General features: G+C 38.3%; 18 protein-coding genes. 1 reads left to right on the plus strand and 17 read right to left on the minus strand.

The genetic code is table 11. The annotated features are described in order from the left end of the window. On the plus strand, nucleotides 1-692 hold a 692-nt coding region (locus F3G76_RS03795; protein ID WP_149706002.1), incomplete at its 5' end, for a Cj0814-related protein. 80 nt (nucleotides 693-772) lie between these two features. Here the strand turns inward: F3G76_RS03795 and F3G76_RS03800 are convergent. From F3G76_RS03800 to atpA, 17 genes are all read right to left on the minus strand, one after another. Continuing rightward, nucleotides 773-1564, minus strand: a complete 792-nt coding sequence (locus tag F3G76_RS03800) for a Cj0814-related protein (RefSeq protein ID WP_149705963.1) — start codon at nucleotides 1562-1564, stop codon at nucleotides 773-775. A 150-nt stretch (nucleotides 1565-1714) separates the two neighbouring features. Then, a complete protein-coding gene (locus tag F3G76_RS03805; RefSeq protein ID WP_103598693.1) occupies nucleotides 1715-2347 on the minus strand; it encodes a tetratricopeptide repeat protein in 633 nt (210 codons plus the stop codon). Nucleotides 2348-2536: 189 nt separating this feature from the next. After that, on the minus strand, nucleotides 2537-2701 hold the full coding sequence (locus F3G76_RS03810) for a hypothetical protein (protein WP_188116302.1): 165 nt from the start codon (nucleotides 2699-2701) through the stop codon (nucleotides 2537-2539). 135 nt (nucleotides 2702-2836) lie between these two features. Beyond that, entirely contained in the window at nucleotides 2837-3595 is a 759-nt protein-coding gene (locus F3G76_RS03815; protein ID WP_149705964.1) for a tRNA 2-thiocytidine biosynthesis TtcA family protein, read from the minus strand. After that, entirely contained in the window at nucleotides 3592-4275 is a 684-nt protein-coding gene (locus tag F3G76_RS03820; protein ID WP_021084954.1) for a 5'-methylthioadenosine/adenosylhomocysteine nucleosidase, read from the minus strand. Before F3G76_RS03820 ends, F3G76_RS03815 begins: the two co-directional genes overlap by 4 nt. Beyond that, the gene (gene fabD / locus F3G76_RS03825) at nucleotides 4272-5201 is read right to left on the minus strand and encodes an ACP S-malonyltransferase (protein ID WP_149705965.1); all 930 of its coding nucleotides are present in this window, start codon (nucleotides 5199-5201) and stop codon (nucleotides 4272-4274) included. Before fabD ends, F3G76_RS03820 begins: the two co-directional genes overlap by 4 nt. Nucleotides 5202-5210: 9 nt before the next feature. After that, entirely contained in the window at nucleotides 5211-5795 is a 585-nt protein-coding gene (locus F3G76_RS03830) for an FKBP-type peptidyl-prolyl cis-trans isomerase (RefSeq protein WP_223154902.1), read from the minus strand. Nucleotides 5796-5850: 55 nt separating this feature from the next. Further along, complete coding sequence (locus tag F3G76_RS03835; RefSeq protein ID WP_002939416.1) at nucleotides 5851-6693, minus strand: tetratricopeptide repeat protein; 843 nt, start codon at nucleotides 6691-6693, stop codon at nucleotides 5851-5853. A gap of 16 nt (nucleotides 6694-6709) precedes the next feature. Continuing rightward, nucleotides 6710-7216, minus strand: coding sequence for an OmpA family protein (locus F3G76_RS03840; RefSeq protein WP_002939415.1), 507 nt, complete (start codon nucleotides 7214-7216; stop codon nucleotides 6710-6712). 64 nt (nucleotides 7217-7280) lie between these two features. Beyond that, on the minus strand, nucleotides 7281-8537 hold the full coding sequence (gene tolB / locus F3G76_RS03845; protein ID WP_149705966.1) for a Tol-Pal system protein TolB: 1257 nt from the start codon (nucleotides 8535-8537) through the stop codon (nucleotides 7281-7283). 24 nt (nucleotides 8538-8561) lie between these two features. After that, nucleotides 8562-9509, minus strand: a complete 948-nt coding sequence (locus tag F3G76_RS03850; RefSeq protein WP_012001335.1) for a TonB C-terminal domain-containing protein — start codon at nucleotides 9507-9509, stop codon at nucleotides 8562-8564. A 1-nt stretch (nucleotide 9510) separates the two neighbouring features. Beyond that, nucleotides 9511-9909, minus strand: a complete 399-nt coding sequence (locus tag F3G76_RS03855; RefSeq protein WP_002939405.1) for a biopolymer transporter ExbD — start codon at nucleotides 9907-9909, stop codon at nucleotides 9511-9513. Then, on the minus strand, nucleotides 9910-10494 hold the full coding sequence (locus F3G76_RS03860; RefSeq protein WP_009294341.1) for a MotA/TolQ/ExbB proton channel family protein: 585 nt from the start codon (nucleotides 10492-10494) through the stop codon (nucleotides 9910-9912). Beyond that, entirely contained in the window at nucleotides 10495-10884 is a 390-nt protein-coding gene (gene atpC / locus F3G76_RS03865) for an ATP synthase F1 subunit epsilon (protein WP_002939398.1), read from the minus strand. It lies immediately after the preceding gene. An 18-nt stretch (nucleotides 10885-10902) separates the two neighbouring features. Continuing rightward, nucleotides 10903-12300, minus strand: a complete 1398-nt coding sequence (gene atpD, locus F3G76_RS03870) for a F0F1 ATP synthase subunit beta (protein ID WP_107930720.1) — start codon at nucleotides 12298-12300, stop codon at nucleotides 10903-10905. A gap of 11 nt (nucleotides 12301-12311) precedes the next feature. Further along, the gene (gene atpG, locus F3G76_RS03875; RefSeq protein ID WP_149705967.1) at nucleotides 12312-13199 is read right to left on the minus strand and encodes an ATP synthase F1 subunit gamma; all 888 of its coding nucleotides are present in this window, start codon (nucleotides 13197-13199) and stop codon (nucleotides 12312-12314) included. Nucleotides 13200-13208: 9 nt separating this feature from the next. After that, nucleotides 13209-14726: a F0F1 ATP synthase subunit alpha gene (gene atpA / locus F3G76_RS03880; RefSeq protein WP_009294343.1), complete on the minus strand. Its 1518-nt coding sequence runs from the start codon at nucleotides 14724-14726 to the stop codon at nucleotides 13209-13211. Between the last annotated feature and the right edge of the window lie 7 nt (nucleotides 14727-14733).

The raw sequence follows: 14733 nt of genomic DNA on the forward strand, positions 1-14733 counted from the left end.
GAAAAGCTCAAGCTGCGGCTTATGATAGGCACATATATCCGCTATCTGGCTTTACAAAAGGTGATGAAGCAAAAGTCACTATCATAGGAAAGCTTAGAGGCTATGATCCTGATTTTACAAGCGAGCAGTTGTCAGATCTTAAAAATTTCATAAATGAAAGCAAGGGTTTGTTTGTTGAATACATACAAGGTCAGCAAGCAAAACCAGACAATGATAAGCCAAAAATTTTAAGAGATACCCCATACACTGTAAATGAATTTTTAAATGAATATCGTGGCAATCGCCAGCTGCTATTTATGCAAAACTCAAGGACTGTTGATCTGCTTGATAGCGATATGAGCGTTGATGAGTTTAAAGAGGAGTGGGCTAAATATGCACTAAAAGAGCGGTTTGATATAACTTTATCTGGCGAAGATACTAAAAATGCTGTCAATATACTAAAAGAGATGAATGAAAAAGGTCTTCAGGATATAGAGAGCGTTGAAGAAGACAATGACAATACAAAAGAGAAAAAATTTACTCCTATCCAAGCTGAAAGCAAAAACACTGAAACTTATGACATTACTAAGGATGAGAAATTTTCGTTTTTACTCAAGCTTCAAGAACTTGAGAGAGAACGAGGTATCGATGTGCTTCGTATCATGCAAAAGCTTGAAGAAAATGGCAAAAAGGTTGTCGATAAAAAGGTTTAAATTTATCTTTGTATTTAGCGCAAGCCGCCACTAAGTCATCCCATAGCAAGGTAGAGGATGATCCTAGCTCTGCTTTATTATCAAACCATCTTATTTAAAATTTGCTTCTTATCTATCTTTTGCATAAGCTCCAAGACATCTACGCCTCTTTTTTCTTTGAAATTTAAAAGCTCTCTTGCATAGAGAAATTTCTGATCCTTGTTTATATCATAGGTCTCATACTTCTTTTTAACCTGCATAGGTTTAAATTTCTTCTCACTTTGCTCTTTGGCAAAATTTGCATTGTATTCTTGCTCTTCTTTGATTATTTGCTTTCTTTGTTCTTCGACATCTTTTGTTGCTTTCTCTCTTGCTTTGGCAAATAATGTTTTAAATTCATCTATGCTTAGATCAGTTCTACTTAAAAGGCTAAGCGACTCCTTGTTTTCATTTGGGTAAAGAGAAGACATGCTGTCCATAAATGCTCTTAGGTCAGCCTCCTCTTCTTTTGTGCCAAGACCTATTAGTTTGCCCATAATGGTTGGCTTGCCATCAACAGAGTTTTCCTTTAATATATCAGAATACATTATAAGGACTTGATCTTTTGCTTCTTCTAAAGTTTTTGGCTGTTTCATCGACATGGCGTTGCGATCTTGTTCGGTATTGTAACGCTTAGAAAGCATATTATCTATTTTGCTTATCGTTTTTGCAACCCAATTATCTTCATTTTCGTCTATGTCAATAATCTCTTTTATGCTCTTTCCAACTGGACTATACCATAAAGCTTCTATTTTGGCCTTTTCATCATCTTTGGTATCTTTAGGTATATTTTCTTTTTGGATAGTGGTTTCTTGTATCGATGTGTTGCTAAGTCCGTTTATGCTAGTGATCATTTTCAATTCCTTTGAAAAGTAATGGCCTACAATAAAATTTGTAGGCTACTTAAATTTTTTACCAACCACCTAGATCGGATTCCATTCTTCTTTTAAAAGCGTCTCGTAATTGTCTAACAACGGTAAAGAACATCTCATGCTAATTAACTTTTAATAGCCTTTTTCATTTAGCTTTCTGTAATCATCACATCCGGACTGAAGTCCTAAATCACAAGCCTTGCCATAGTATTCTTTTGCAGTGGAAAAATTTTGCCATATACCTTTACCGTTTTTGTATAAAACCGCTAAGCCAATGCAACCCATAGTCTCTCCACTATCACAAGCTTTTTGAAGTAGCTCAGCAGCTTTTTGGTAATCTTGTTTTACACCGTAACCGTCTCTGTATAAAATCCCTAAGTTAAAGCAACCCTTAACATCTCCCCCATCACAAGCTTTTTGATAAAGCTGGGCTGCTTTTTGGTAATCTTGCCCTACATCGTAACCGACTTCGTATAAAAACGCTAATTTATTACAATCCGCAGCATCTCCCTCATCACAAGCTTTTTGTGCTTTTTGATAAAGTTGGGCTGCTTTTTGGTAATCTTGCCTTACACCTTTGCCGTTTCGGTATAAAATCCCTAAGTTAAAGCAACCCATAGTCTCTCCACTATCACAAGCTTTTTGATAAAGCTGGGCTGCTTTTTGGTAGTCACCTTTATCGTAAGCTTCGTCTCCCAATTCAGTAAGATCTTTGGAAAATCCAATAGAAAATAAAACTACAAGTAAAACTAAAATTCTTTTCATTTTTTTACCTCCTTAATGCAAACTATATAGACGATATTTTGTCTTTCTTAAACTTAAATTATTATTAATTATATATTTACTTTTGTGATAAAATAGTATATATAAGCTTACCTACCATTTCCTATACTTTTTTCCTATACTTTTTCTAGAAAACAAACTCTGGTTTTGGTTTATATTTGTTGGGTTTATTTAGGAGAAGCGTGTCAAATTTTGTGCAATGTCTTTTGTTTTTTCATTATTTGCAAGAGCGTTTTGAAATTTGACACTTTCAGACTGTTCTTTTTGAAGTTTCCTTGCTTTTGCCTCAGTAGCTACTGAGCTATACTTTTGCGTGCTAACACTAAAAATGCTCATTTTTCATCCTTGCTTATCAAATTTATATTTAGTAAGCAAGGGTCGTTCCAGCTTTAAAATGAGTTGTGACTTTTGGGCGGTTGTAAGAAATTTGGTTTTAAATTTATCTTTAAGGGCAAAAATGAAGAGTTAAATTTACTCTTCACTGCCTTCGTTGATACCAAAAAATGTATCTGTGTGGATGTTTTCAAATGCTGCTTTAAGCGATGTAAAGAGCTTTGGATTTTCTTTCTCTAAATTTGCTAGAAGCTGCTTGGTCTCATATCTAGCGTGTGGCATCTTCACGTCAAATCTCATCGCAGGACATGCCTCATCGCCAACAACTCTTAGCTCATTTTTGATCGCATTTTCGCGAAGCTGTCTCTCACGCACAAAGATAAATGGTCTGATCACGACGATGCCGTTTTTTGCTTTGTATTTTGGAGCAAGCGTTCTAAGCGCGCCATTGTATGTAAAATTCATAAAAAAGCTCTCGGCTGCATCGTCTAAGTGATGAGCGATCGCGAGCTTGTTAAAGCCGTGCTTTAGCGCATAGGTGTAGAGATAACCCCTTCTCATGCGCGAGAAAAAGCTGCAAAAGCTAGAATTTTTGCGTATCTTCTCCTTTGATATCTCAAATATCGAGCTATCGATCACCTCGTGCTCTATGCCATGCTCGTTGCAGTGCTTGGTAAGATATGCGTAGTCTTCGCCCATGCCGTAGCTTAGCGTCACTGCCTTAAAGTCAAATTTCTCAGGTGTGACGTTTTGGATGTGCTTTAGCACGTGAGCGAGTGCAAGGCTGTCTTTGCCGCCGCTAAGACCGAGCAATATCTTATCTCCGCCCTCTATCATCTTATATCTAGCGTTTGTTTGGCCAACCTGCCTAAGCAGCCTTTTGCTAAGCTCTATCATAAGCTCTCCACCATTTCTAGGATAAATTTAGCGCTGACGTTTGCTGAGTCTTGTAAAAATTTATCAAAGTCAAACTCAGCCTCATTGCCAGCTCCGTCGCTGATGGCTCTAAGTATAAAAAACGGCACGCCAAGCGTCTCGCAAACTAGCGCAACGCTCGCTCCCTCCATCTCGGTAGCACTCGCGTTAAATATCTTTTTGATCCACTCTTTTTTCTCGTTATCGCAGATGAACTGATCGCCAGTTGCGATGATACCTGAATTTAGGCTCATGCCCTTTTTACTAGCGACATTTTTAGCTAGCTCATTTAGACCTTCATCGCTTTTTACAAAGATGCTTGTCCCTGGCACAAAGCCGTATGGATGACCAAACGCCGTGATGTCAAGGTCGTGCTGCACAAGGCTAGTGGCATATAGCATATCGCCTATCTTTAAGCTCTCATCAAGTGAGCCAGCAACACCTGTAAAAAGCAGTTTTGAAGCCTTAAATTTCTCTATCATCAAGGTCGCAGTGATCGCCGCATTTACCTTGCCGATCTTCGAGTAGGCGATGACTAGGTCTTTGCCTTTGTAGTTTGCCTCGTAAAATTTATTATTTGCATATTCGGTAGTTTTATACTCGCCAACCATCTCAAGGATCGGCGTTATCTCCTCTTGCATCGCTCCAAGTATCGCTATCATCTCTCCTCCAAAATCTTCACAACCTCTTCAAGGCTCGCCATGTCAGTGACGCTGTATGTTGGTTTTTCAGTGATCTTTTTGTTTATGCCTTTAAGTGTCGCAGCACCTAGCTCGATAAAGCAATCAACCTCGTTTTCGTAGTTTTTGATGCTTTGTTTATAGCGAACTGGATGCGTTAGCTGCTCTTTTAAAAGCACTAGCGCTTCGTTTTTATCAGTGTAAATTTTTGCATTTACGTTTGAAACGACTGGGGCAAAATTCGCAGCCAAAATGCTCTCAAGCTCGTTTGCTAGTTTAACACTAGCTGGCTCAAGTATCGGGCAGTGGCTCGCTACTGACATATTTAAAAGCATCGCTCTTTTTGCACCTGCTTCTTTAAATTTTGCCTCATATTTAGCAAGGTCAGCCCTCACGCCAGCTACAACTATCTGACCATCACAGTTGTAGTTCGCAGCGTAAATTTGTAGGCCCTCATTCTGTGCGTTTTTGCAAATCCCCTCAACAACTTCATCGCTAAGTCCAAGCACCACCATCATGCCAGCATCTTTGCCAATGCAGGCCTCTTGCATAAATTTACCACGTAAATTTACAAGTCTAATCGCTTCAACAAAGCTAAACGCACCACTAACCGCAAGGGCTGTAAATTCTCCTAGCGAGTGACCTAAGCTAAACTCTGGCTTAGCTTTTATGCGCTCGCTAAAAGCTAGATAGCTCATAAGCGAGTTTAAAACGATGGCAGGCTGAGTAAATTCTGTCTTATCTAGCTTGTCATTTTGAGTAAATAAAAGCTCTTCAAAGTCAATGCCTGTGTCGTTGCAAGCGTCATTTAATAGAAGTTTTGCCGAAGAGAAATTTTCATAAAAGTCTTTCCCCATGCCAACACTTTGCGAGCCTTGACCCGCAAAAATAAAAGCAAATTTCTTCATTTTGGCTTCTTAGTGATGGTGATGTCCGTGACCACCGCAACCGCAACCACCTTCGCCATGTCCGTGACCACCGCAGCACTCGTGCTCGTGATCATGATCATGTCCTCCACAACCGCAAGTGTGAGCGCCTGCTACCATGCCAGTTGCTTTTTCATCTTCAGTTGCGTCTCTAACTTCTAAAATTTCAACATTAAATAGCAAGTCTTTGCCAGCGTATGGGTGGTTAAAATCAACTGTTACTTCGTCATCTTTGATCTCTTTAACGATGACACGAACGCTTGAGCCATCTTCATTTTGACCAAAAAGCTCCATACCTTCATGTAGGTCTATACCAGCAAATTGCTCTTTTGGAAGTGACTGGATTGCATCTTTATTGTATTCGCCACAACCCTCAGCAGCTTTAATGTTTATAGTAGCCTTGTCGCCTGATTTTAATTTGCTAACTTCTTCTTCAAGCTTTTCTATAATATGGCCATGTCCTGTAATAAAAGAAATTTGACCACCTTCTTGCATATTTGACTCTAAAATTTCGCCAGTATTAGCGTCTTTTAGCTCATAAAACATTGTTATAACTTGATCTTTACTCACAATAATCTCCTTGGAATTTAATTTTGATTAATGTGAGATTATATCTAAAAAAGAGTAAATTTTAGTTTCTGTTAGGAGCGGCTTTGGCTTCTTTGCTATCTGGATAGCCTACTTTTAAAGCCTTATAAAACCTGTTGGCACTTTGAGTATCACCGATCTTATCAAAGCTTATAGCTGTGTGATACAAAAGTTTTGGAGTGTAGTCAGCTTTATCTTCACTTTGTATACTTTTTTTATAGTATTGTATGGCTGTGCTGTATGATTTTTGACTATAAGCAACTTCACCTAGATAATAATTTGAAGCACCAGTTTTATAGCCTTTTTTGTTTAAGTATTCAAAATATTCAGCTGCTTCTGTGCTATTGCCAGAATTTAAAAGCTTAATGCCATCAGCTAAAATGTCCTTGTCGCTTTTGCCACTAAAATTTGAAGTTGGCTTATTTTGTTGTTTTGGATTTGCATTTTGCTTTGGTTGAGCAGCATTTTTATCCATTATCGCACCTAATTTATTTAAGGCAGCAGTAATATTTTTATAGTTTTTATCTTGTATATCTCTAGTCTCATCAACATAAGCTTTTAATGATGTCAAACTTACACCAGAATCGCTTATACCACCATTGACTTTGGTTTCGATATCGTTCATTCTTTGCTCAAGCTTGTTCATCCTAGCACTCATGCTCTCGATCAAGCTTTGCAAACCTTGAAGTTGTTCTGAAACATTATCCATGTTTTCTTCAATATTTTGAACGCTTCTTTTGTTGCTTAGAGTTGCCTTTTCATCATCTGTTAGTCCGTATGGATTTGCGCTATCCATATTACCTGCGTCAAATGCTGAAACTTCTTGAGCTGAACCTATAGAGAAAGCGGCTCCAAGAAGAGCCGCAATGATTATTTTTTTATTCATTATTACTTACAACAGATTAAGGAAGTACTTTGAAATCTGCACGTCTGTTTTGAGCGTCGCAAGCTTTTGTTTTGTCTGTACAAACTGGGTTGCTTTCGCCAAAGCTTACTACAGCGATTCTATCAGCGCTAACGCCATTTCTTACAAGAGCGTCTTTAGCACTTTTAGCACGTTTTAGACCAAGAGCATAGTTATACTCATCTGTACCCCACTCGTCGCAGTTACCTTCTACTTTTATAGAAAGAGCTTGAGCGTCAGCTTGGTTAAATACTGATGCATTTGAGCTAACAACACCTTGTTGGTCAGCTTTGATATTAAATTTATCAAAGTCAAAGTATACACTTTTAACTTGGCTCTCGATATTAGCGATAAGAGCTGCTAATCTATCAGCATCACTCATACTACCTGAGTTATCTGCAGATTGATTTGAATTTGCATTCATATCAACTTCAGGGTTTTTAGAGCTACAACCGCTCAACAATAAAGTTGCAACTGCAACACTTGCTAGAACTACTTTTTTCATTCCTTATCCTTTTTGAAAAATTTGGTCGAATTATAACATATTTTTTTTAAATATTACCAGAATATTACCAATCAATAGATTGAATTTTACCTACTTTTAGTGGAAATTGGAAACTTCTGTTTTCATTTAATCTAACAACGCCAAGCGAGCTTTGACCGCCAAGTTCTTTGATAAAAACAACACTTTGACCGTCACTTGAAAATCTTGGATAGTTATTTTTACCATTTGCTGTAAGCTGACGGATAAAATCTGTTTGAGTTGAGATCAGATAGATATTAAAGCCACCACTAGCCTCTCTACTTGAATAAACTACATAGTTTTCAAAAGTGCTTACTGAGTTGTTGTTTTTACCATGAAATACCATTTGCTCAACACTTCCGCCTGAAGTTGCAGGTGTTGCGAAGATATTTGGATATCCAAGTCTATCTGAGACAAAAACTATTCTGCTGTCATTATCTACGAAATTTCCATTTACATCAATACCTGGATAGTTTGTTATCTGAGTTAATTTTTTGCTACCTGTATTATAGATGAAAATATCTGGTTGGTCTTTTGGAGCCATAGTTAATAGAATTTTACTTCCATCTTTACTAACATCAGATGCTATAAGCATACCCATACTATCTATTATCTTTGTTTTTGTGCCTGAATTTAGGTCATATCTAAACAAAGTTGGTCTGTTATTTACATAAGATGTATAGTAAAATTTACTCTGATCAGCGCCTGCCCATTTAGGGAAAATGTTTAGACCGCCACTTACTATTGTCTTTTGATATGTAAGTGTATAGTCAGCCACTATAATAGAGCTTTGGCGAGCCGAAGTGTATTTTGCTAGGATGATAAATTTCTCCATCCAGCCAACTGGTGGTAAATTTAGCTCATTTGTTAGCTCAACTATACTTTTGTGTGCCAAAAACGGATACTTTGCGCCATCTGGCATAGTATAAACTCTCTCATACCTTGTAGTTGCAGTCTTTGCATCGATGAGTTTTACTCTTAAAGTAAGAGGTGAGCCCATAGAACCTTCAAGAGCATATCTAAAGATAAGCTCAACACCTTTGTCGCTCATTGTATTTGTAGCTGCTGTTCCCTCGTAAGTTGAAGGCACGTGATCTTCTATAACCTCAAAGTCTGAGCTAACTTTCAAGTCGCCTAGCATGATCTTAAAGAATTTATCTTTAAAGCCTGCATCACTAACAGCTGTAGTTGCATCTTGCAAAGCTATCTTTGGCAAAGCAACACCTTGGTTGATAACAGATATCGTTGCATCAGCAGCATAAAGCCCTAGAGCAACGCACAAAAAAAGAAAAATTTTCTTCATCTCTACTCCGTAAATTTATAAATTTTAGTTTATTTTATCTTCTAAATTTAAATTAAAAGTAGTACTTTTGTCTGGATTAAATGGAAATTTCTCTGCAGTAAGCTTTTCCAGACACTCTTTTACCTTTGCATTAAACTCTTCATTATATGATAGTTCTAAAATTTCATAGCTAAAATTTCCACTTTGATCTATCATAACTTTTACTTTGGCAAGGTTTGCAGAGTCGGCTTTATAGCTTTGCCATCTTCTTTGAATTTGTTTTGTTATGGCTCCCATCAATGGATCATAAGTGCCGGTCATTTGTGACTTTGGAGCTGTTGGGTTTTGATCTATCTTTAGGCTCTTGATGATGTCGCTAGCCTCTTTTGCAGCTTTTGAGCTAGAAGCCTCGCTTTTTTTGCGGCTTTGCACTTTATTTTCAGCCTTTTTTATACCATCGTCTTTTTTAAGCTTAGTCGAATCTATGTCGCTAAAGAGATCTTTTATATTTGGCTCTTTTGGTTTTGGCTTTTCAACTGGCTTTGGCGTAGGTTTAGGCTCAGGTTTTGGCTCTGGCTTGACATCCTCTTTAGGCTCTTCACTAGGTTTTGGGATTTCAGGCTTTGGCTCTGGTTTTTTAGGCTCAGGCTTTGGCTCTTCTTTTGGAGGAGTTGGTAAGCTTGGGGTTGGTAATGGCTCATCTGGCACAACAGGTTTATTTGTAGTCTCTTGTTTATCTTCTTCTGACTCTTTTTTAGGTTCTGGTTTTGTCTCTTTTACAACCTCTTTTGCTTGTTTTGGCGCTTTTATGGTTTGATCAACTTCTCTATCAACCATAACTACGTCCATAATAGCATCTTTGTCATCAGTATATTTTTTAGGAGGTTCGCTAAAAAAAGTAAGCTTTATAAACAAAGCAAGCACAATGATAATGTAAATGCAAAACGCTACAAAAAACGAACTAAGCGTTGGAAATTTAACTTTATTAGGCATCTTAACCGTTTGTCTCTAAAGCTACTTTATTAAAACCAGCACCTTTTAAAGTCTTTAATACAAACATAACATCATCGTATTTTAAATTTTTATCAGCCTTTATGTATATAGGCGAGGTTTTGTCATATTTTGCACTCATTAGTGCAATATTATCTGGAAGTTCAGCAAGGCTCATTGTACTTTGATCTATCCTAACTTGTCCTTGTGCATTTATAGAAACTATAAGATCTTTTTGTTTAGACGTAGATGTCTTTGCCTTTGAGCCATCTGGCAATGTTATATCTTCTTGATATGTTATAGTTGGCATTGTAACCATTAAAATAGCCAACAAAACAAGCATGATATCAACAAGAGGCGTTATGTTTAACTCTGGTGTTTCGTCGTCAAATTTAAGAGCCATCTATAACGTCTCGTCATCTTTTTTAAGTGCTATCATAACGTCAGCTTGACGCTCGATAACGCTCATTAGTTCATAAGCTTTTCTTTTTATAAGCAAGTTAAATGTATATGCTGGTATGGCAACAAAAATTCCGCATCCGGTAGCGACAAGCGCTTCAGAGATAGCTGGGGCTATAACTCCAAGAGATGAGCCTGCACCATTTCCTAGCTGTGAAAATGTCTCCAAGATAGATACGACTGTTCCAAAAAGACCGATAAATGGAGAAGTAGAAGCTATTACGCTAAGCCATGTAAGCCCACTTGTAGCATTTTTTTCGGCAATGCTTATGCAAACATTTAGCTTTTCTTTTGAAATTCTACCACTTGCACACTTCTTTAAAGATGAGTCATTTGGTATATTTTTAGCGCCCATAAGTAGTGCTTCAAGCGCATTTTGCTCGCGTTTTTGCCAAGCCCCTATGCCAGCCATTCTTGAAAAAAGAATTGTAAAACTAACTATAAAATATATTGACAACCAAGTTAAAACTATAATTGTAATAAAACTACTTCTTTGAATATAATTTAAAAATATATCTATTCCGCCCACTTATCTTGCTCTCACTACATTTTCCATTTTTGATATAGTTGCTGCAAAAGCATTTGTATCACTGCTCATACTCTCTATCAAATTTCTAGCAGCTTCTAATGAATTTGCAAGCTCACTTTCGCTGTTGCCAGAGACATAGACCGCACCGTCAGCTAATATAACTACTTTGCCCTCATCGATCTTTGCATAGCCCCAGTTAATAGCAACTACATCATGCTTTTTATGCTTATCTTCTATATCTATAATACCTGCTTTTAAAAGAGATATTAATGAGGCGTGGTTTGGCAAAACACCAAACTCACCCTCGCTACCTGGAAGCACTACACTACTCACGTCATCATTAAATATCTGACCTTGAGGAGTTACGATCTCTAAATGTAATTTATCCATTACGCTTCCTTTTTAAATTTAAGCCTTAAGTTTTTCAGCTTTAGCTAAAGCCTCATCTATATTTCCAACCATATAAAATGCTGCTTCTGGTAGATGATCATATTTACCTGCTAAAATTCCCTTAAAGCCAGCGATATTTTCGTCAAGACTTACGTATTTGCCAGGGCTACCTGTAAATACTTCAGCAACGAAGAATGGTTGAGACAAGAATCTTTCTATCTTTCTTGCTCTATCGACTGTTAGCTTATCTTCTTCGCTAAGCTCGTCCATACCAAGGATAGCGATGATATCTTGAAGGTCTTTATATTTTTGAAGCACAGCTTGAACGCCGCGAGCTACCTTATAGTGATCTGCTCCTAAAATTTGAGGATCGAGCATTCTTGATGTTGAATCAAGTGGATCAACAGCTGGATAGATACCTTTTTCTGCGATCGATCTGTTAAGAACTGTCGTAGCATCAAGGTGAGCAAAAACAGTCGCAGGAGCCGGGTCTGTAAGGTCGTCAGCTGGAACATAAACAGCTTGAACAGAGGTAATCGAACCTTTTTTGGTTGATGTGATCCTCTCTTGGAATTTACCCATCTCACTTGCAAGAGTTGGCTGATAACCAACAGCTGACGGGATACGTCCAAGTAGAGCTGACATCTCTGCACCTGATTGAGAGAAACGGAAGATGTTATCGATAAACATCAAAACGTCAAGCCCCATCTCATCACGGAAGTACTCAGCCATTGTAAGACCAGTTAGCGCGATACGGTTTCTTGCTCCTGGTGGCTCGTTCATTTGGCCATAGCACAAGGCAACTTTATCCAAAACGTTACTTTCTTTCATTTCGTGATAAAGGTCGTTTCCTTCACGAGTTCTCTCACCAACGCCTGCAAATACAGAATAACCGCTATGTTTAAACGCAACGTTGTGGATAAGCTCCATAATAATAACTGTTTTACCAACACCAGCACCACCAAATAGACCAACTTTACCACCCTTTGCATAAGGAGCTAGGAGATCAACTACCTTGATACCAGTTTCGAAAATTTCACTCTTCGTGCTTTGCTCTTCAAATGGAGGAGGATCGCGGTGGATAGACCAGTGTTTATCAAAATTTATACCCTCGCCCTCGTCGATCAAATCACCAACTACGTTAAAAATTCTACCCAAAACTTTTTCGCCAACTGGCACACTTATAGGTGCTCCAAGCGCTTTAGCCTCTAAGCCACGAGTTAAACCTTCACTCATATCCATAGCGATCGTTCTAACTCTATTATCACCTAGGTGAGCAGCAACTTCTAATATTAGTTTATGTTTCTTGCCCTCAACCTCAAAGAAAACTTCGATAGCTTCATTGATCTTCGGCAAGTAGTCATTAAAGTCAACATCGACCACAGGGCCCATAACTTGACTAATAACACCCTTCATTCATACTCCTTTTATTTCATTGATTCAACACCACTGATGATCTCGATAAGTTCAGTGGTAATAGACTCTTGTCTTGCTTTATTGTAAGCAAGATTTAACTGTTTGACGCGTTGTTTTGCATTGTTTGTTGCATTATCCATAGCTTGCATTCTAGCACTGTGCTCAGCCGCCAAAGAGTCAACTAAAGCATAATACATACTATACTCAAAATATTTATTGAGCAATTCGTCCATAATCTTAGTATAGTTGTCTTCTGGCTCAAATTCCATCAAAGAATTTGTCTCAACCGCAACTATCTTAGACGGCTCAATAGGCACAATATCATTTACTCTAATCTCTTGAGAAATCATATTTTTATAGCCATTGTGTACTAGCACGACTTTGTCTGTTGTGCCGTTCATAAAGTCATCAATGGCGTCTTTTATGATCTTTTGAGCTTTTTCATAAGTAGGAGAAGAGCTAGCTCCGACATAAGTCTCAAGTAGTTCAACGCCTTGAAAATTGAAAAATTCTATGCCTTTTTTACCAACAGCTCTTAGTCTAACTTTGATCTTTTTGGCTTTTAGCTCATCGATCATGCGCCTAACTGTCTTTATAGTCTGGACATTAAAGCCACCGCAAAGCCCTTTATCAGCGGTAACAAATATAATATCAACCTTTTCTACACTCTTTGTTGTGTTGAAAAATTTACTCTCAGTCATAACTGAAGCGTATTGATTGATCTTATAAGCTATCTCCGATAAAACCTCATTGATCTTAAGTGCGTAAACTCTAGAGTAGCGTGCAGCCTCTTCAGCTTTGCGAAGCTTTGCTGTTGAGACAAGCTTCATCGCACGCGTCGTCTTTTGAGTGTTCTGGACGCTCTTGATCTTTCGTTTTATATCTTTTAAATTTGACATATCTTAGCCCTAGTTAGCGGCAAAAGTCGCTTTAAAATCTTTCAACGCTTTATGTAAAATTTCTTCTACTTCTTTATCAAGAACTTTTTTAGTTCTGATTTGCTCAAAAATTTCAGGGTATTTTGCCTCGATATATGGATATAGCTCAGCTTCAAATTTTGTTACATTTGCAGTTGCAACGTCATCTAGATAACCCTTAGCGCCAGCAAATATGATAACTACTTGATTCTCAACTGGAAGCGGAGAATATGGAGGTTGCTTTAGTACTTCAACCATCTTTTGACCACGCTCTAGTTGTTTTCTTGAGCTCTCGTCAAGGTCGCTTGCAAATTGAGCAAACGCTTGTAGCTCGCGGTATTGAGCAAGGTCTAGTCTTAGTGTACCAGAAACTTGTTTGATAGCTTTGATCTGAGCCGCACCACCAACACGAGATACAGAAAGACCAACGTTGATCGCTGGGCGGATACCTGAGTTAAATAGGTCACTTTCAAGGAAAATTTGACCATCTGTAATAGAAATAACGTTTGTTGGAATATAAGCTGAAACATCGCCTGCTTGAGTCTCGATAATAGGCAGAGCTGTTAAAGATCCAGCACCTAGCGCGTCATTTAGCTTACTTGCTCTTTCTAGAAGTCTTGAGTGAAGGTAAAAAACGTCACCTGGGTAAGCTTCACGACCTGGTGGTCTTCTTAAAATCAAAGACATCTCACGGTAAGCAACCGCGTGTTTTGACAAGTCATCATAGATGATTAGCGCGTGGCGAGAGTTATCTCTAAAGTATTCGCCCATTGTTACGCCAGCGTATGGTGCAAGGTATTGAAGCGCAGCTGCGTCACTAGCACCAGCATTTACAACTATCGTGTAGTCCATAGCGCCATATTCTTCAAGTTTTTTAACGACTTGAGCAACGGTTGATTGTTTTTGACCGATAGCTACATAGATACAAATGACATCTTGACCTTTTTGGTTGATGATAGTATCGATAGCAACTGTTGTTTTACCAGTTTGGCGGTCGCCGATGATTAACTCTCTTTGACCTCTACCGATTGGCACAAGTGCGTCGATAGCTTTGATACCTGTTTGAAGTGGCTCATGAACGCTTTTTCTAGCCATGATACCTTTTGCTTTTTCTTCGACGAAGCGAGATTCAGTAGCTTCGATTGGTCCTTTTGCGTCGATTGGCTCACCGAGTGAATTTACAACACGGCCGATCAATGCGTCGCCAACTGGCACACGTAGAAGTTTTTTAAGTCTTTTTACAGAGCTTCCTTCTGTAATGCCGCTAGTTTTTCCAAGGATAACTATACCAACACTGCTCTCTTCAAGGTTAAGAGCCATACCCTTTTCGCCGCTTTCAAATTCAACCATCTCACCAGCCATAACGTTTTTCAAACCATAAACGTTAGCAACGCCATCAGCGACTGAGATGACTTTACCGGTCTCTTCTACATCAACACTTAAATCAAAATTTTCAATACGCTCTTTGATTATCGTGCTAATTTCGTCAGCTTTAATTTTTGCACTCACGCTTTCA

This window comes from Campylobacter concisus (assembly GCF_902460575.1).
Classification (GTDB): domain Bacteria; phylum Campylobacterota; class Campylobacteria; order Campylobacterales; family Campylobacteraceae; genus Campylobacter_A; species Campylobacter_A concisus_AW.